This window comes from Sphingomonas sp. CCH9-E2 (assembly GCF_001557215.1).
Taxonomy (GTDB): Bacteria; Pseudomonadota; Alphaproteobacteria; order Sphingomonadales; family Sphingomonadaceae; genus Sphingomonas.
On sequence record NZ_LSJM01000078.1, the window covers coordinates 1 to 14,796 of the forward strand.

19 protein-coding genes and 1 other RNA gene are annotated in these 14,796 nt (G+C 67.4%); 10 read left to right on the forward strand and 10 right to left on the reverse strand.

Annotation, left to right across the window (positions count from 1 at the left end; all coding sequences use genetic code 11):
- Window positions 1–33: 33 nt before the first annotated feature.
- Window positions 34–846, reverse strand: coding sequence for a ferredoxin--NADP reductase (locus AX681_RS04520; RefSeq protein ID WP_066661929.1), 813 nt, complete (start codon window positions 844–846; stop codon window positions 34–36).
- A gap of 163 nt (window positions 847–1,009) precedes the next feature.
- On the opposite strand from AX681_RS04520, the gene AX681_RS04525 reads away from it, so the two are divergent.
- On the forward strand, window positions 1,010–1,201 hold the full coding sequence (locus AX681_RS04525) for a hypothetical protein (protein WP_066661927.1): 192 nt from the start codon (window positions 1,010–1,012) through the stop codon (window positions 1,199–1,201).
- A gap of 7 nt (window positions 1,202–1,208) precedes the next feature.
- Here AX681_RS04525 and AX681_RS04530 read toward each other — a convergent pair whose 3' ends face one another.
- The 3 genes from AX681_RS04530 to AX681_RS04540 all read right to left on the reverse strand — a co-directional run bounded on the left by AX681_RS04530 (window position 1,209) and on the right by AX681_RS04540 (window position 2,997).
- Window positions 1,209–1,637 carry a glyoxalase superfamily protein gene (locus AX681_RS04530; protein ID WP_066661924.1) on the reverse strand — a complete coding sequence of 143 codons (429 nt, stop codon included), beginning with the start codon at window positions 1,635–1,637 and terminating at the stop codon, window positions 1,209–1,211.
- A 32-nt stretch (window positions 1,638–1,669) separates the two neighbouring features.
- The gene (locus AX681_RS04535; protein WP_066661922.1) at window positions 1,670–2,230 is read right to left on the reverse strand and encodes a lipocalin family protein; all 561 of its coding nucleotides are present in this window, start codon (window positions 2,228–2,230) and stop codon (window positions 1,670–1,672) included.
- A 110-nt stretch (window positions 2,231–2,340) separates the two neighbouring features.
- Window positions 2,341–2,997 carry an alpha/beta hydrolase gene (locus AX681_RS04540; RefSeq protein ID WP_066660383.1) on the reverse strand — a complete coding sequence of 219 codons (657 nt, stop codon included), beginning with the start codon at window positions 2,995–2,997 and terminating at the stop codon, window positions 2,341–2,343.
- Between the two features lie 93 nt (window positions 2,998–3,090).
- Here AX681_RS04540 and AX681_RS04545 point away from each other — a divergent pair, with 93 nt between their 5' ends.
- The 4 genes from AX681_RS04545 to bla are packed head-to-tail and all read left to right on the forward strand — an operon-like array spanning window position 3,091 to window position 6,429.
- Window positions 3,091–4,152 (forward strand): cysteine desulfurase family protein, encoded by a 1,062-nt coding sequence (locus AX681_RS04545; protein ID WP_156442748.1) that lies wholly within the window; start codon window positions 3,091–3,093, stop codon window positions 4,150–4,152.
- Window positions 4,149–5,243, forward strand: a complete 1,095-nt coding sequence (locus AX681_RS04550) for a cysteine desulfurase family protein (protein WP_066660424.1) — start codon at window positions 4,149–4,151, stop codon at window positions 5,241–5,243. Before AX681_RS04545 ends, AX681_RS04550 begins: the two co-directional genes overlap by 4 nt.
- Complete coding sequence (locus tag AX681_RS04555; protein WP_066660394.1) at window positions 5,240–5,575, forward strand: 2Fe-2S iron-sulfur cluster-binding protein; 336 nt, start codon at window positions 5,240–5,242, stop codon at window positions 5,573–5,575. The genes AX681_RS04550 and AX681_RS04555 overlap by 4 nt, the downstream gene beginning before the upstream one ends.
- A complete protein-coding gene (gene bla, locus AX681_RS04560; protein ID WP_197424231.1) occupies window positions 5,575–6,429 on the forward strand; it encodes a class A beta-lactamase in 855 nt (284 codons plus the stop codon). Before AX681_RS04555 ends, bla begins: the two co-directional genes overlap by 1 nt.
- Before the next feature lie 4 nt (window positions 6,430–6,433).
- Here the strand turns inward: bla and AX681_RS04565 are convergent, their stop codons facing one another.
- Both AX681_RS04565 and AX681_RS04570 read right to left on the reverse strand, forming a co-directional pair.
- Complete coding sequence (locus AX681_RS04565) at window positions 6,434–6,904, reverse strand: DUF2269 family protein (protein WP_066660400.1); 471 nt, start codon at window positions 6,902–6,904, stop codon at window positions 6,434–6,436.
- Window positions 6,901–8,181 (reverse strand): SDR family oxidoreductase, encoded by a 1,281-nt coding sequence (locus AX681_RS04570; protein WP_197421926.1) that lies wholly within the window; start codon window positions 8,179–8,181, stop codon window positions 6,901–6,903. Before AX681_RS04570 ends, AX681_RS04565 begins: the two co-directional genes overlap by 4 nt.
- A gap of 68 nt (window positions 8,182–8,249) precedes the next feature.
- On the opposite strand from AX681_RS04570, the gene ffs reads away from it, so the two are divergent.
- From ffs to AX681_RS04595, 5 genes are all read left to right on the forward strand, one after another.
- Window positions 8,250–8,348: signal recognition particle sRNA small type (ffs, locus tag AX681_RS04575), an RNA gene on the forward strand.
- 97 nt (window positions 8,349–8,445) lie between these two features.
- Window positions 8,446–9,285 (forward strand): CPBP family intramembrane glutamic endopeptidase, encoded by an 840-nt coding sequence (locus AX681_RS04580; RefSeq protein ID WP_066660406.1) that lies wholly within the window; start codon window positions 8,446–8,448, stop codon window positions 9,283–9,285.
- A gap of 6 nt (window positions 9,286–9,291) precedes the next feature.
- The gene (locus AX681_RS04585; RefSeq protein WP_066660408.1) at window positions 9,292–10,914 is read left to right on the forward strand and encodes a DNA polymerase III subunit gamma/tau; all 1,623 of its coding nucleotides are present in this window, start codon (window positions 9,292–9,294) and stop codon (window positions 10,912–10,914) included.
- Window positions 10,911–11,234, forward strand: coding sequence for a YbaB/EbfC family nucleoid-associated protein (locus AX681_RS04590; protein WP_066660410.1), 324 nt, complete (start codon window positions 10,911–10,913; stop codon window positions 11,232–11,234). Before AX681_RS04585 ends, AX681_RS04590 begins: the two co-directional genes overlap by 4 nt.
- A gap of 80 nt (window positions 11,235–11,314) precedes the next feature.
- Complete coding sequence (locus AX681_RS04595) at window positions 11,315–11,599, forward strand: hypothetical protein (RefSeq protein WP_066660413.1); 285 nt, start codon at window positions 11,315–11,317, stop codon at window positions 11,597–11,599.
- A 20-nt stretch (window positions 11,600–11,619) separates the two neighbouring features.
- Here the strand turns inward: AX681_RS04595 and AX681_RS04600 are convergent, their stop codons facing one another.
- From AX681_RS04600 to AX681_RS04615, 4 genes are all read right to left on the reverse strand, one after another.
- Window positions 11,620–12,300, reverse strand: coding sequence for an ankyrin repeat domain-containing protein (locus AX681_RS04600; RefSeq protein ID WP_066660416.1), 681 nt, complete (start codon window positions 12,298–12,300; stop codon window positions 11,620–11,622).
- 24 nt (window positions 12,301–12,324) lie between these two features.
- Entirely contained in the window at window positions 12,325–13,032 is a 708-nt protein-coding gene (gene mtgA / locus AX681_RS04605) for a monofunctional biosynthetic peptidoglycan transglycosylase (RefSeq protein WP_082737960.1), read from the reverse strand.
- Window positions 13,033–13,171: 139 nt separating this feature from the next.
- On the reverse strand, window positions 13,172–14,077 hold the full coding sequence (rpoH, locus tag AX681_RS04610; RefSeq protein WP_066660419.1) for an RNA polymerase sigma factor RpoH: 906 nt from the start codon (window positions 14,075–14,077) through the stop codon (window positions 13,172–13,174).
- Window positions 14,078–14,160: 83 nt separating this feature from the next.
- Window positions 14,161–14,796, reverse strand: a 636-nt coding sequence (locus AX681_RS04615) for an RluA family pseudouridine synthase (RefSeq protein ID WP_066681883.1), incomplete at its 5' end; no start/stop codon positions are given.

Below are 14,796 nucleotides of genomic sequence, written 5' to 3' on the forward strand. Positions count from 1 at the left end.
CCCCCAACCCCTCCCTTTCAGGGAGGGGAGGTTTTAGCCGACGAACGCGCGTTCGATCACGTAATGGCCGGGCTTGCTGTTCGAGCCTTCTTCGAACCCCAGACGATCGAGCATTGCGGAGAGATCCTTGATCATCTCCATGCTGCCGCACAGCATGATGCGGTCGGTTTCGGGGTCGAGCCGCTTTTCGCCGGCCATGTTGGGGCCGGTGAACAGCGCGCCGTTTTCGATCAGCGTGCCGATGCGCTGATTGGTCGGGAAGGGTTCGCGCGTGACGGTGGGCAGGTAGCTGAACTGGACCAGCGCCTGATCCTGCACCAGCGGGTCGCCGGCGAGCTGCGCCTCCAGCTCCTCGCGGAAGGCGAGGTCGCTGACGCGGCGGACCGAGTGGACCAGCTGGACCTGGTCGAACATCTCATAGACGTCGGGATCGCGCGCGAGGCTCAGGAACGGCGCGAGGCCGGTGCCGGTCGAGAGGAAGAACAGGCGCTTGCCCGGAAGCAGCGCGTCGGTGACGAGCGTGCCGGTCGGCTTGCGGCCGAGGAAGAGCTGGTCGCCGGGCTGGATTAGCTGAAGCTTCGACGTCAGCGGGCCGTCGGGCACCTTGATCGAGAGGAATTCGAGCTCCTCGGCCCAGGCGGGGCTGGCGATCGAATAGGCGCGCAGCAGCGGGCGACCTTCGCCCGGCAGGCCGAGCATCACGAATTCGCCCGAGCGGAAGCGGAAGCTTTGCGGGCGCGTGATGGTGAAGCTGAACAGATGCTCGTTCCAGTGACGGACGCTGAGCACGGTCTCCACGGTCAGCGCGGCGGACGGGGCGAGGGGGATGGCGTTACGGTCAGACATTGCGGGCTCGGCTAGATGCCAGCGGTGCGCGGCGCAACCTTTTCTGGCTAGGGCGATGAAAGGCTAAACTTTCAGCGCCCCTTGGCAGGGTGAATTTTGCGAGTCAATCGCATTAACCATCCTGCCACTCGACGGGCGCGGGAAAGCGCGGCAGGAGGGTGAGATGCGCCCCGAATTGTCGACCGCCGCCAACCTGACCCTCTCGCTGCTGCTGATCGCGGCGGTGGTGCTGGTGTGGGGCGGGGTGACGATTATCCGCAAGGGCGATGGCGCAGGCGGCAACCGGACCAAGGGGCTGCTGATGATCGTGTGCGCGGTGGTGCTGGTCGGGAATGTGCTGATCTGGACGGTGTAGCGGTGGACTAATCGCTGCGCACCCAGCTTCCATCGCTGCGCAGGGTCCAGCGCGTGCCATCATGCGCGAGCCAGTCGCCACAGGGGGCGTCGGTGGCACCCGCGCCGAACCGCAGGACGTTGCCGTCGGGATCTTCGACATGCAGTTCACGTGCGCCCCAGGGGTAGTTGCACGGACCGTTGCGGATTCGCGCCCCGCGCGCGACGATTTCGGTGTGGAGGCGATCCACATCGTCGACGCCGACATAGAGCCAGGCGCGGCCGCTGCCCTGATCGTCCTGACACAGCATGACGACCGCCTCGCCCCGGGCGACTTCCGCGAAGATTTCGTCGCCCCAATTGTGCGTGAAGCCGAGACTGTTGGTGTAATAATCCAGTGCCCGCGTCATGTCCGCGACGCGGAAGATCGGGTTGGCGCGACCGAAGCGAACCGTCATGCGGTGTCTCCTTCGCCCCGGCGCTGATCTGGCTAACCCTGCTGCGTGATGCGGAGCGCCCAGCGGTCATAACCCAGTTCCTCGACCCGGGCCAGCAGCGTCTGAAGCAGGGCCGGGTCGGGGCGGGGATCGCGGGCGAGGAGCCAGAGGTAGCGGCCCGATGGCTCGCCCACGATCGACCAGTCATAGGCGTCGCCATGGTCGAGCACCCAATAGTCGCCGGTGTAGAGCGGGCCGAAGAACGAGACCTTGAGCTTGGCGTTGGTATCCTCGTCCGCGACGATCGCGGTGCCTTCGCTGACGTCGCGCTCGGTTTCGCCGGTGCGGATGCCGCTGTTGACGATGCTGACCTTGCCGTTCGGCTCCAGGCCATAGTCGGCGGTGACCGAATCCATCCCCTTCTGGAACCGATTCTCGTGCCGGGCGAGTTCGTACCAGGTGCCGGCGTAGCGGGTCAGGTCGACCGGCTTGGCGGGCTCCGGCACCTTGGGGTTGATCACCGGCGGGCGGGTCGCGCGGGAGTAGAGGAACAGGCCACCGATGGTGGCAGCGGCTACGCCGGCGGCGATCTTGATCGCGGTGGATTGCTTCATGGGCGCAGTATGCTGTCCGTGTCCGGCGGTACGCAAGAAAGAAGAAGTAGAAGAAGACCCTCCCCAACCCCTCCCGCGAAGGCGGGAGGGGCTAGAGAAAAGGGGACGCGTCACCGGATCGGCGAATTGGGGTCGAGGCGCATGTCGAGGTAATTGTCCACGCTGCGCATCAGCTGGTCCATTTCATGTTCGAAGAAATGGTTGGCGCCGGGAATCGTGTCGTGGTGGATGGTGATGTGCTTTTGCGTGCGCAGCTTGTCGACCAGCTTCTGCACGGCGCTCGGCGTCACCACTTCGTCGCCGTCACCCTGAATGATGATGCCCGAGCTGGGGCAGGGGGCGAGGAAGGTGAAATCGTACATGTTCGCGGGCGGCGCGACCGAGATGAAGCCGCGGATTTCCGGGCGGCGCATCAGCAGCTGCATGCCGATCCATGCGCCAAAGCTGACGCCCGCGATCCAGGTGGTCGAGGCTTCGGGGTGGAAGCTCTGGACCCAGTCGAGTGCGGACGCTGCGTCGCTCAGTTCGCCGATGCCGTTGTCGAACGTGCCCTGGCTCTTGCCGACGCCGCGGAAGTTGAAGCGCAGCGTCGCGAAGCCGCGGCGCTGGAAGGTCTTGTACAGTTCCTGCACGATGCGGTTGTTCATCGTGCCGCCGGCATTGGGGTGCGGATGCAGGATCATCGCGACCGGTGCGCGGGGGCGGGGGGCGGGGGCGAAACGCCCTTCGAGGCGGCCTTCGGGACCGGGAATGATGACTTCGGGCAAAGTGGACCTGCTCTATGATGGGCGCGCGGTAGCGCGGAAACGGGTGCAGGCTATATAGACTTCACGACCCGACAAGCAATTGGAACGATTCTCCTGACCGACCGCATCTATCTGGACCATGCCGCGACCACGCCCATGCTGCCACAGGCGCAGGCCGCGGTGATCGAAGGCATGGCGCATTGGGCCAATCCTTCATCGCCGCATGCCGAGGGGCGCGCGGCGCGCGCGGCGCTGGAAGGCGCGCGGCGGGCGGTGGCGGGTGCCTATGGCTGGCCGCACGAGCTGATCTTCACCAGCGGGGCGAGCGAGGCGCTGCACATCGCGCTGCGGCGGAGCATGGCGCGGGCGACGCTGATCACGGCGGTCGAGCATGATGCGGTGCTGCGGCTGGCGGAGGGGGCGCGGACGCTGCCGGTCGATGCGCAGGGCATACTCGACCGCGAGGCGCTGAAGGCTGCGGTCGGGCCGGATACGGCACTGTGCGTGCAATGGGCGAATAGCGAGACCGGCGTGCGCCAGCCGATCGCCGAGATTGCGGAGATCGTCCATGCGGCGGGCGGCACGCTGATCGTCGATGCGGCGCAGATGCCGGCCGGGGCCGATCCCGCGATCAAACAGGCCGATCTGGTGGTGGTATCGGCGCACAAGCGCGGCGGGCCGCCGGGCATGGGCGCGCTGCTGGTGCGCGACTTTGCCAAGTTGCTTCCCACCGGGGGGCAGGAAAAGGGCTATCGCGCGGGGACCGAGAATCTGCCCGGCGCCTTGGGCTATGCCGCCGCGCTGGCGGTGCCGGAGGACATGGCTGCGATGGCGCGGCTGCGCGCGCGGCTGGAGGCAGCACTGCCCGGGGTCGAGGTGGTCGGGGCGGCGAGCCCGCGCAGTCCGCTGATCGGTGCCTATCGCATGCCGGGCGTGTCGTCGGCGGCGCAGCTGATCCGGTTCGATCTCGCGGGGATTTCGGTGTCGGCGGGCAGCGCGTGCGCGTCGGGCAGTCTGCGTCCCAGCCATGTGCTGACCGCGATGGGCTGGGACGAACCGGCGCTGCGCGAAGTGGTGCGGGTGAGTTTCGGGCGCGGGACGACCGAAGCGGAGGTCGATGCGTTCGCGGCATTGTGGCGCACGGTCGCCGAGGAAGCGCGGGCGCGGGCGGCATGATCTATCTCGATTATCAGGCGACGACGCCGCTGGCGCCCGAGGCGCGCGACGCGATGCTGCCGTGGCTCGGCGACGATTTCGCCAATCCGCACTCGGCGCACGCCGCCGGGCGCAAGGCGAAGGCGGCGGTTGAAGTGGCGCGCGAGCAGGTCGCCGGGCTGATGCCCGCTGGCGGCACGGTGAGCTTCACCAGTGGCGCGACCGAGGCGCTGAACTGGGCGATCAAGGGCACGACCGGCGGGATCGTGACGATTGCGACCGAACATGCCGCGGTGCTGGACACGGTGGCGGCGGAGGCGCGGCGCGGGCGCGCGGTGACGGTGCTGCCGGTCGGGCCGGAGGGGCTGGTCGATCTCAACGCCGCGCGCGATGCGATCGGGCCGGGGACCGGGCTGGTCGCCGCGATGCTGGTCAATAACGAGATTGGCGTGATCCAGCCGGTCGAGGCGCTGGCGGAGCTTGGCAAGGCGGCGGGCGCGCTGATGCTGACCGATGCGGTGCAGGGCTTTGGCCGCGTCGCGATCCCCGATGGCGTCGATCTGGTCGCGGTGTCGGCGCACAAGATCCATGGGCCGAAGGGCGTGGGGGCGTTGTGGGTGCGCGACGGCGTCGAACTGGAGCCGCTGCTGCACGGAGGCGGGCAGGAGCCGGGCGGGCGCTCGGGCACCTTGTCGCCCGCCTTGTGCGCCGGGTTCGGCGCGGCGGCGGCGCTGGCCAAGCAGCGGTTCGGCGCGGATCGCGCGCATGTCGCGCAGCTGTTTCGCGCAGGGTTCCAGGCGCTGGGCAGCGCGGGCTGGACGCTCAACGGGTCGAAGGATGAGCGCTATCCGGGCAATCTCAACCTGTTATATCCGGGGCTGGACGTGGCGCGGCTGATGTCGGAACTGCGCGATATCGCGTTTTCGGCCGGGTCGGCCTGTGCCAGCGGATCGGGTCGACCGAGCCATGTGCTGCGAGCGCTGGGCCTGAGCGACGCCGAGGCGCGGTCGAGCATCCGGTTGGGCTTTGGACGCTATACGAATGAGGAGGAGCTGTTGGACGCCATCCATTGCATCGACGCAGCCGCGCGCGCGCAGCGGATCGCGGGATGATCAAGGTGCGGTTCCTGACGCCGGACGGCGATCTGGCCGTCGAAGCCGAGGCTGCGGCGGGCGACCGGCTGCTCGAGATCGGCCAGGCGCGGGGTATGCCGCTGGAGGGGACGTGCGAGGGGCAGATGGCCTGCTCCACCTGTCACGTCATCGTGGCGGCGGAGGATTTCGCGCGGCTGCCGCGGGCGAGCGAGGAGGAAGAGGATATGCTCGACCTTGCCGTCGGGGCAACGCGGACCAGCCGCTTGTCGTGCCAGATCGTGCTGACACCGGATCTAGACGGGCTGACGGTCAGCCTGCCTTCAGAACATCGTGATATGCAGGGACGATGATGATGACGACTCGCCGCACTGTGATTGCGGGCGCCGCCGCGCTCGCCGCTGTTCCCGCCTTTGCGCAAAAGGTGGGGCCGTTCGACCGGATCCGTGGCGAGACCGGCGCGCGGTTGGGCGTCGCCGTCTATGACAGCGGCACCGGGCGGCGTTTTTCGGACGGGGCCGAGGCGCGCTTTGCAATGTGCTCGACGTTCAAGGTGCCGCTGGTCGCCGCAGTGCTGGCGCGGGTGGATCGCGGCGAGCTCGATCTGGCGCGGGAGATCCGCTTCGGCGAGGCGGACGTGCTCGATTATGCGCCGGTGGTGAAGGCGAACCTAGCCAAGGGCGCGCTGTCGATCGACGCGCTGTGCGAAGCGGCGGTGGTGATGAGCGACAATAGCGCCGCGAACCTGTTGTTCGGGCAGATTTCGGGACCGCGCGGGCTGACTAAGTTCATCCGCGACGCGGGCGACCAGCTCACCCGGTCGGACCGCGACGAGCCGTCGCTCAACAATGTCCGCAATGGCGAGGTGCGCGACACGACGACGCCCGAGGCGATGCTGTGGCTGATGAACCGGCTGCTGCTCGGCGATGTGCTGACGCCTGCGTCGCGCGCTAAGCTGATCGGATGGATGGAAGCGTCGCCCACCGGCAAGGATCGGCTGCGCGCGGGGCTGCCCAAGGACTGGCGCGTCGGCGACAAGACCGGGACGAGCGGCGAAGGCTATTTCAACACCATCGCGATCGCGACCCCGCCGGGGCGCAAGCCGATCCTGATCACCTGCTATCTCGACGCGCCGGGGCTGAATTCGGCGAAGGCGAATGCGGCGCATGCGAAAGTGGGGGAGCTGGTGGGGGCGTTGTTCGCCTGACCACTCACCACAATTGCGGCTTGGCGACCATCAGCCAGAAGACGGCGGTGAGGCCGAGGAACGCGGGCCAGCCGAGGATGAACCAGAGCCGCATCGCGCGGTGATAGTCCGGGCCGAGCGGCTGGCCGCTGGCGAGCGCAGCGCGGGCGAGGTCGCGGGCGCGGATTTGCAGGCCGACCACCGGCACCCAGCAGGCAAAGGCGAGCAGGTAGAGCGCGACGCTGGCCAACACCCAGCTTTCGGTGAGCGGGATGCCGAGCAGGTGGAGCAGGATCAGGCCGCTGACCGGCTGGACCACGCCACTGGTGCCGGTGAAGATCCAGTCGGCGCGGACGACCATCGTGCCGACGCTGGCGATCGTCGCAGGGTCGCCGCTGCGATGCGCATTCCACAGATACCAGGCGGTGCCTGCGCCGAAGCCGAACAGCACCGTCGAACTGAGGATATGGACCCATTTGACGATCAGATAGGTCATCGCCGGTCTCCGATGGCGCCATGGACGAGGATCAGCAGCAGGATCGGCAGGTTCTTGAGCAATGGCCCGAGCGGGTCGACCCAGAGCGCAGGCAGGCCGAGGGTGAGGACCAGCGTGTAGCCGGTGACGACCGCGAGTTGCACTGCGGTCGCGGTGCGCGCGGTGCGGTCGCGCAGAACCAAAGCGGCAATGACAAGGTCGAGCAGGGCGGTGCCGATCTGGAGCGGGAGCGCTGCCCCCTCGGGTGCGCCGATCGCCGCGAGCCATTCGAGGGTCTGCGTGCGTCCCGCAAACAGGCCGAGCAAAGCCGAGGCGAGCCACAGCAGCGCGAGACCCCAGCGGATCGCGGGGGCGAGGAAGAACAGTCGCGCGTGCCAGCGATCCTGCACCCCGGCGGCGCGGTCGCGCATCGCCTGTGCCACGCTGCGCGGGCGGAAGCCGACGGCCTGGGCGAAGGAGGCGCCATCGGCGGCGTTGCCCGCGACAAGCTGGGCGAGGCTGTTGGTCGAGACCGGGCCCGACCCGGCAAGATCGCCGATCCGGCCGAGTGCGCGCATCACCGGCATCGGGACGCTGACGAAGCGGCTGGGGCCGAAACCGAGCCAATTGCGATAGCGCGTCATCAGATCGCGCAGGGTGAGCGTTTCCGGTCCGGCTGGTTCGAAGCTCTGGCCGACGAACCACAGATCCTCGCACGCCAGGCGCACCGAGCGGGCGAGATCGTCGGCATGGATCGGCGAAAAGGTAAACTCGCCATCACCCGCGAGTGGCTGGGCCAAGGGCAGGGCGGCGAGGCCGCGCAGCAGCGAGGTCCCGCCATAGCTGCCCTCCGCGATCACCAGCGACGGGCGGAAAATCGTCCAGCGCAGGCCCGACTCGCGCAACGCCGCTTCGCCCGCCAGCTTGGTCGCGGCATAGTCGGTAGCGACATCGGGCCGCGCGCTGACGGCGGAGATCAGGATGACGCGGCGGACCCCGGCGCGCTTGCACGCGGCGTGGAGGGCGCGCGGCATGTCGACATGCACCGCCTGCATCTCCGGCCCGCGCAGCACCCCGGCGACGTTGACCACGCAGTCGATGCCGGACAGGTGCGCGCGCCACCCTTCGGGATCGGTGGCGCGGGCGAGGTCGATGGCGACCCATTCCGCGCCCGGCTCCGCCTCGCGCAGCCGTGTCACGTCGCGGGCGACCGCGCGAACCTGATGGCCGCTCGCCAGCAATTCGGACAGGATATGCCGGCCGATGAACCCCCCGGCGCCCAGCAACAAAATGCGCATCGGACAGGGGCTTAGCAGCGACATGCGGCGGAGTCATTGCAATCGCGCACACTTCCGCCTATCTGCGCCGCGGGAGTCGGGCGGACGATGCCGTCGCCAACCCGGTCAGGTCCGGAAGGAAGCAGCCGTAACGATTTTCGTGTCGGGTCGTCCCGGCTCCCACCTTTCCCCTTTGTTGAATTCGTAACATTCCGGATGGTGCCCTGTACGCGCCTCGCCTGTGATCGCCCTGTGGAATCAGACGGTCAACGGGGTGCCAAGGGGGTGCGTGAAGCGCGGGAGATCGCGCTGTTCTGCCTGCTGGCATTCGGCCTGTCCTGGGCAATCTGGATACCGATGGCGCTGCACGGGGTGATGGTCCGGGCGGGAAGCCTGCCCAGCCATATGCTGGGCCTGCTGGGGCCGATGGGCGCAGCTTGGCTGACCGGTTGGCTGGTGTCGGGCGGCGCGGCGGTGCGGCGCGACTGGTGGCGTCGGATATGCCGTTTGCCGCAGGGTGTATGGGGCTGGACGCTGGCGCTGTCTCCTGCGGCGATGATCGTCGCGCTGCTGATTACGCAACGCTGGATCGACCTCGGTCTCGATCCAGTGGGCATGACGCGGTTCAGCGGGTTGCCCGTTCTGCCGGTCCCGCTGTTGTTCATGGTCGTAGTGCTAGTCAACGGCTTTGGCGAGGAGGCTGGGTGGCGGGGCTTTCTGCTGCCGCGACTGCAGCGGCGGCTCGGCCCGGTCCGCGGGATACTGGTTCAGGCGATGCTATGGATCGCTTGGCACGCGCCGCTGTTCTGGATCGTCGCCACCTATCGCGCGATGCCGGTGCCGATGATCCTGTTCGGTTTTGGCCTGGGGTTGGTGCTCGGCGGGTTCGTGCTGGCGCAGGTGGCGGCGGTCTCGCGCGGGAGCGTGCCCGCCGTGGCGCTCTGGCACAGCTTCTACAATTTCGGGACGGCGACCGAACTGGGCGGAAGCGCGGCTGCGCTGCTGTCGGCGGCGGCGATGGTCTGGGGCGGCGGATTGCTGCTCTGGGCGCTCATCAGCACGCAGGGCGCGCGGGCGATTCGGGTGCCGCCCCCTTCGACAAAGCCGCCTCCGCCGCCTAGATAGGTTGCAATGTCCGATTCACTCCTTGGCCTCGACGAACCACCGCAGCCGCGCGACAGCGTGTATCGTGTGCTTGCGCGCAAATACCGGCCGCAGACCTTTGCCGAGCTGATCGGGCAGGATGCGATGGTGCAGACGCTGGGGAATGCGATCAAACGCGACCGGCTGGCGCATGCGTTCCTGCTGACCGGGGTGCGCGGGGTCGGCAAGACGTCGACTGCGCGGCTGATCGCCAAGGCATTGAACTGCATCGGCCCGGACGGGCAGGGCGGGCCGACGATCGATCCGTGCGGGGTGTGCGAACCGTGCCGCGCGATTGCCGAGGGGCGGCATATCGATGTGATCGAGATGGACGCCGCCAGCCATACCGGCGTCGACGATGTCCGCGAGATCATCGATGCGTCGCGCTATTCGGCGGTGTCGGCGCGCTACAAGATCTACATCATCGACGAAGTGCACATGCTGTCGAAGAATGCGTTCAACGCGCTTCTGAAGACGCTGGAAGAGCCGCCGGGGCATGTGAAGTTCCTGTTCGCGACGACCGAGGTGCAGAAGGTGCCGGTGACGGTGCTGTCGCGCTGCCAGCGCTTCGACCTGCGCCGCATTCCGGCGGAAAAGCTCGCCGCGCATTTCGGCGAAGTGGTCGAGAAGGAAGGCGCGCAGGCCGAGCCCGAGGCGCTGGCGATGATCGCGCGTGCGGCGGAAGGGTCGGCGCGCGACGGCCTGTCGATCCTCGACCAGGCGATTGCCCATGCGGGCATGGAGGGTGGCGCGGTCACGGCGGATGCGGTGCGCGACATGCTCGGCCTGTCGGATCGCAACGCGATCCGCGACCTGTTCGGGCTGGTCATCGCGGGCGACGCGGCGGGCGCGCTGGCGGCGCTGCGCGGGCAATATGATCTGGGCGTCGATCCGCAGGCGGTGCTGAAATCGCTGCTCGAGATGGTCCACCGCGTGACGCTGGCCAAGCTCGGCAATGCGGTGATCCCGGGCCAGGCGACCGAGGAGAGCGCGGCGCTGGCCGAATGGGCGGGGAAGCTCGGCTTCCCGGCGCTGCACCGGCTGTGGCAGCTGCTGCTCAAGGGGCATGACGAGGTGATCCGCGCCGCGCTGCCGATCGAGGCGTGCGAAATGGCGCTGCTGCGGGTGATCCATGCCTCGACCCTGCCCGATCCGGGCGAGCTGGCGCGCAAGATTGCCGACGGGGCGCCGATGGGCGGCCCGGCTCCGGCTGCTACGCCTGCGGCTCCAGCCGAAGCGCCCGCGCCGCGGACGATGGCCGAACTGGTCGAACGGCTGGCGGCGGCGCATGAGGAGCATCTCGCCGCGCGCGTGCGGAACCTTGTCCGTCCGATCCGGTTGGAAGAACCGGTGGTCGAGGTCAGCAGCCATGGTCTGCCCGCCGATCTGGTCCATGATTTCGAAAGCGCGCTGCGGCGCGTGCTAGGCAAGCGCTGGTCGCTCCGCGTGACCGACGCGCCGGGCCAGAAGACGTTGAACGAAGAGCGCGCGGAGCGCGAGGCGGCGGAGCGCGATGCGGTGCTGGCGTCGCCGGTGGTCGCCGCCGCGCTCGAAGCCTTTCCCGATGCCGAGCTGATCGGCTGGACCCGCGAAAACAGGAGGTTTGGGTGAAGAGTATCGAAGACATCATGGCGATGGCGCAGAACGTCCAGAACGAGCTGACCAAGGCGCAGGCGAACCTCGACGGGATCGAGGTCGAGGGCGCGTCGGGCGGCGGGCTGGTCAAGGTCAAGGCGAGCGCCAAGGGTCGGATCATCGGCGTGACGATCGACGAATCGCTGCTGGCGCCCAGCGAGAAGCAGATGGTCGAGGATCTGGTCGCGGCCGCGCTCAACGATGCGCGGGCCAAGGCGGATGCGGCGGCGTCGGCGGAAATGTCGAAGCTTTCCAGCGGGATTCCGCTGCCCCCTGGGTTCAAGCTGCCGTTCTGAAACACCTGAACATTTCACAACGGGAACAATGATTTGGTCCACCGCGTTGGGCCGCCAATGTTCCTGTTGGGAGATGAGACATGGCTGAAGAACGGATTGTCGAGCGCACCGATGGCGTCACCGCAGAGCGCGTGACCGAGCGTGGCGGCGGCACGACGGTGATCGAACGGCGCGGCGGTGGCGGCGGACTGATTCTGGGAATCATCGCGCTGGTGATCGTGATCGTCGGGGCCTTTTATTTCCTCAGCAACAATTCCGAGACCCGGAAGGACGCGGCAATCACCGAGGCTGCGCAGGCCGTCGGCGACACGGCCGAAAAGGCCGGCGACGCGATCGACAAGGCGGTCCCTGCGGAGAAGAAGTAACCGGGCAGCGCTCGCTTCGCTTAGCGGGGCGGGCGCGCCTCTGGGTGCCCGATCAGGTTGACGCGCATCGTCTGTCGATCCGGATGGATGCGATGCGGTGGGAAGCATAAGGCTTGCAACACGGGCGTGTCGCGTAACGCCCAACTGGCCCACCCGAGCGGCGTGTCGCCATTGGCGTCGGTGGCATCAATGGCAGCGCCCGCCGCGACCAGCGCCTGGATGCTGGCCAATGTGCCATAAGCTGCGGCGCGGTGGAGCGGCGTTTCTCCGCGCGTGCGGGCGTGGCGCATGAATGCGCCGGTTCCAACGCCTCGGTTCGTTTTGGCGTTTGGATCGGCGCCTGCGGCAATCAACACCGCGATCACGCGTTCGTGCTCGATGCTTTCAAAGCTGCACAGCGCGGCGTGAAGCGGCGTTTCGCCAGTGTCGGGCAGCGCCGCGCGTGGATCGGAACCCTGTTCGATCAGGAATTCGCACAGTCGCCAGTGGCCGTGAAAGGCGGCGGCGTTGAGTTCGAAATTGGCCCCAAGCGCGGTCAGCGCCACGCCATGTTCCAGCAGGTAACGGATAGCTGAGACGTCACCATAATAGGCGCACCAGCCGATCAGCGATGCACCATCGACACGGGTGCCGGGATCACCGCCGCCCGCGATCCATTCGAACACAAGGTCGGTGCGGCCATTGGCAATGCGATCGAGCATGTATTTGCCTCCAGCTTTGGCCCTTTATCGCACGCATGCATCCAGTCCGTCACGCTGGACGACGCCGATGCGCGCGGCGATCGCATTGCCATAGCGGCGGGTGAAGCCCTTGGGCGAAGTGGCCGCGCGCTTTTTGGGCAGGGGCAGGACCGCGGCGATGCGTGCAGCCTCGGCACGGGTCAGGTTGCCGGCTCCTTTTTTGAAATAGCGGCGCGCGCCGGCTTCGGCGCCATAGGTGCCGATCCCGGTCTCCGCGACGTTGAGGTAAACCTCCATGATCCGCTTCTTGCCCCAGATCGTTTCGATCAGGACGGTGAACCATGCCTCCAGCGCCTTGCGGAAATAGCCACCGCCCTGCCACAGGAAGACGTTCTTGGCGGTCTGCTGGCTGATCGTCGAACCCCCGCGCAGCACCTTCCCGCCCTGGGCATTGCGCAGCATCGCTGCCGCGATGGAGTCATAATCGAAGCCGGAGTGGGAGCAGAAGCTGCTGTCCTCCGCGGCGATCGCGGCGCGCGCCATGTCGGCGTCGATCGCGGAGAGCGGCACCCATTTCTTGGTGACGCCATGGCCGGTGAAGATGTCGCCCATCATCGTCAGCGTGAAGGGCGGGGGCACGAAGCGGTAGAGCGTGACCATCGCCACCGACACCAGCACGAAGGCGAGCGCGCCCTTGAACAGCCAGCCGAGGATGCGGCGGCCGACTGGCTTGCGGGGCTTTTTGGGCTTCACGGGCTGGATCCCGATTCCGTCGAGATGGTCGAGGTCGGGCAGGGGAGGCGGACCGAGCGGCGGGACCGGGCGCGACGCACCCGGCGGCAATCCGCCCGTTCCGCTATCGTCCTGCGCCACCCGCCCCCCGGCCGATCGCTCAGCCGACGGTCAGCAGGCGGCGGTCGCCCGCCAGGCGCATCATCGCCTTCTGCAGCTTTTCGAACGCGCGCACCTCGATCTGGCGGACGCGTTCGCGGCTGACGCCATAGACCTGGCTCAGCTCTTCGAGCGTCTTGGGATCGTCGGTCAGGCGGCGTTCGGTGAGGATGTGCTTCTCACGCTCGTTGAGCTCGTCCATCGCCTCGATCAGCATGCCGTGGCGGACATCGGCTTCCTGCGCTTCGGCAACGACCTCGTCCTGCAGCGCGCTGTCGTCCTGCAGCCAGTCCTGCCACTGGCTTTCGCCATCCTCGCGCATCGGCACGTTGAGCGACGTGTCGCCGCCCATCGCCATGCGACGGTTCATCGACGTGACCTCTTCTTCGGTCACGCCCAGATCCTTGGCGATCTTGGCCAGATCCTCGGGCTTGAGGTCGCCATCCTCGAACGCGTCGAGCTTCGCCTTCATCCGGCGCAGGTTGAAGAACAGCTTCTTCTGCGCGGCGGTGGTGCCCATCTTCACGAGGCTCCACGAGCGCAGGATGAATTCCTGGATGGAGGCGCGGATCCACCACATCGCATAGGTGGCGAGGCGGAAGCCGCGATCGGGCTCGAACTTCTTCACGCCCTGCATCAGGCCGATATTGCCTTCGGAAATCAGCTCGCTGACCGGGAGGCCATAGCCGCGATAGCCCATCGCGATCTTCGCCACGAGGCGCAGATGCGAGGTGACCAGCTGTGCGGCCGCTTCGGGGTCGCCATGCTCCTGAAAGCGCTTCGCGAGCATATATTCCTGCTCGGGCGCGAGGATCGGAAACTTCTTGATCTCCGCCAGATAGCGGTTGAGGCTCGCCTCGCCACCGAGGGCTGGGATCGTCGCCGGGACGTTGCTTCCGCTGGCCATGGTCACTGTACTCCCTTTCATTTGGCTCCCCCCTGTAGCGGCAGGGATGCCGGTCGACCCTCCATCCGGACGGGTCAGATCACCTATACGATAAGGTTATCCATCAGTTCCTGCATGTCCGCAGGCATTTCGCTATCGAACGCCAAAGCGTTACTATTGATAGGATGGATGAACCCCAACCGGGCGGCATGCAAGGCCTGACGGCGGAAACCCATGGTTTCCAATGCCTCCCGATGTTCTTTCTTCGTTCTACCATAAACCGGGTCGCCGATCAACGGGTGACCGAGCGACGCCATGTGTACGCGCACCTGATGCGTGCGGCCGGTTTCGAGCCGGCATTCGACCAGAGCCGCCTCGTAGAGAGGGCGCACCAGCGTCCAGTGGGTGACCGCGCGCTTGCCGCCGGGCTGGATGGCGATCTTCTTGCGGTTTTGCGGCGAGCGCGCAAGCGGCGCGTCGACGGTGCCGCCTGACGTTTTCGGTCGGCCCGAGACGATCGCCTTGTACCGCCGGTCGATCGAATGGTCCTTGAACTGGCGGGCAAGGCCGACATGCGCGCGATCGGTCTTGGCCGCGACCATCAGGCCCGATGTATCCTTGTCGATGCGGTGCACGATCCCCGGCCGCGCGACCCCGCCGATGCCCGACAGGCTTCCCTGGCAATGGTGCAGCAGCGCGTTGACCAGCGTCCCGTCGAAATTGCCCGCGGCGGGGTGGAC

Bases quoted from the DNA above. Each gene is read 5' to 3' on its own strand.
- AX681_RS04520 (WP_066661929.1), bottom strand. From the start codon at position 846: ATGTCTGACCGTAACGCCATCCCCCTCGCCCCGTCCGCCGCGCTGACC.
- AX681_RS04525 (WP_066661927.1), top strand. From the start codon at position 1,010: ATGCGCCCCGAATTGTCGACCGCCGCCAACCTGACCCTCTCGCTGCTG.
- AX681_RS04530 (WP_066661924.1), bottom strand. From the start codon at position 1,637: ATGACGGTTCGCTTCGGTCGCGCCAACCCGATCTTCCGCGTCGCGGAC.
- AX681_RS04535 (WP_066661922.1), bottom strand. From the start codon at position 2,230: ATGAAGCAATCCACCGCGATCAAGATCGCCGCCGGCGTAGCCGCTGCC.
- AX681_RS04550 (WP_066660424.1), top strand. From the start codon at position 4,149: ATGATCTATCTCGATTATCAGGCGACGACGCCGCTGGCGCCCGAGGCG.
- AX681_RS04555 (WP_066660394.1), top strand. From the start codon at position 5,240: ATGATCAAGGTGCGGTTCCTGACGCCGGACGGCGATCTGGCCGTCGAA.
- bla (WP_197424231.1), top strand. From the start codon at position 5,575: ATGATGACGACTCGCCGCACTGTGATTGCGGGCGCCGCCGCGCTCGCC.
- AX681_RS04565 (WP_066660400.1), bottom strand. From the start codon at position 6,904: ATGACCTATCTGATCGTCAAATGGGTCCATATCCTCAGTTCGACGGTG.
- AX681_RS04570 (WP_197421926.1), bottom strand. From the start codon at position 8,181: ATGCGCATTTTGTTGCTGGGCGCCGGGGGGTTCATCGGCCGGCATATC.
- AX681_RS04585 (WP_066660408.1), top strand. From the start codon at position 9,292: ATGTCCGATTCACTCCTTGGCCTCGACGAACCACCGCAGCCGCGCGAC.
- AX681_RS04595 (WP_066660413.1), top strand. From the start codon at position 11,315: ATGGCTGAAGAACGGATTGTCGAGCGCACCGATGGCGTCACCGCAGAG.
- AX681_RS04600 (WP_066660416.1), bottom strand. From the start codon at position 12,300: ATGCTCGATCGCATTGCCAATGGCCGCACCGACCTTGTGTTCGAATGG.
- rpoH (WP_066660419.1), bottom strand. From the start codon at position 14,077: ATGGCCAGCGGAAGCAACGTCCCGGCGACGATCCCAGCCCTCGGTGGC.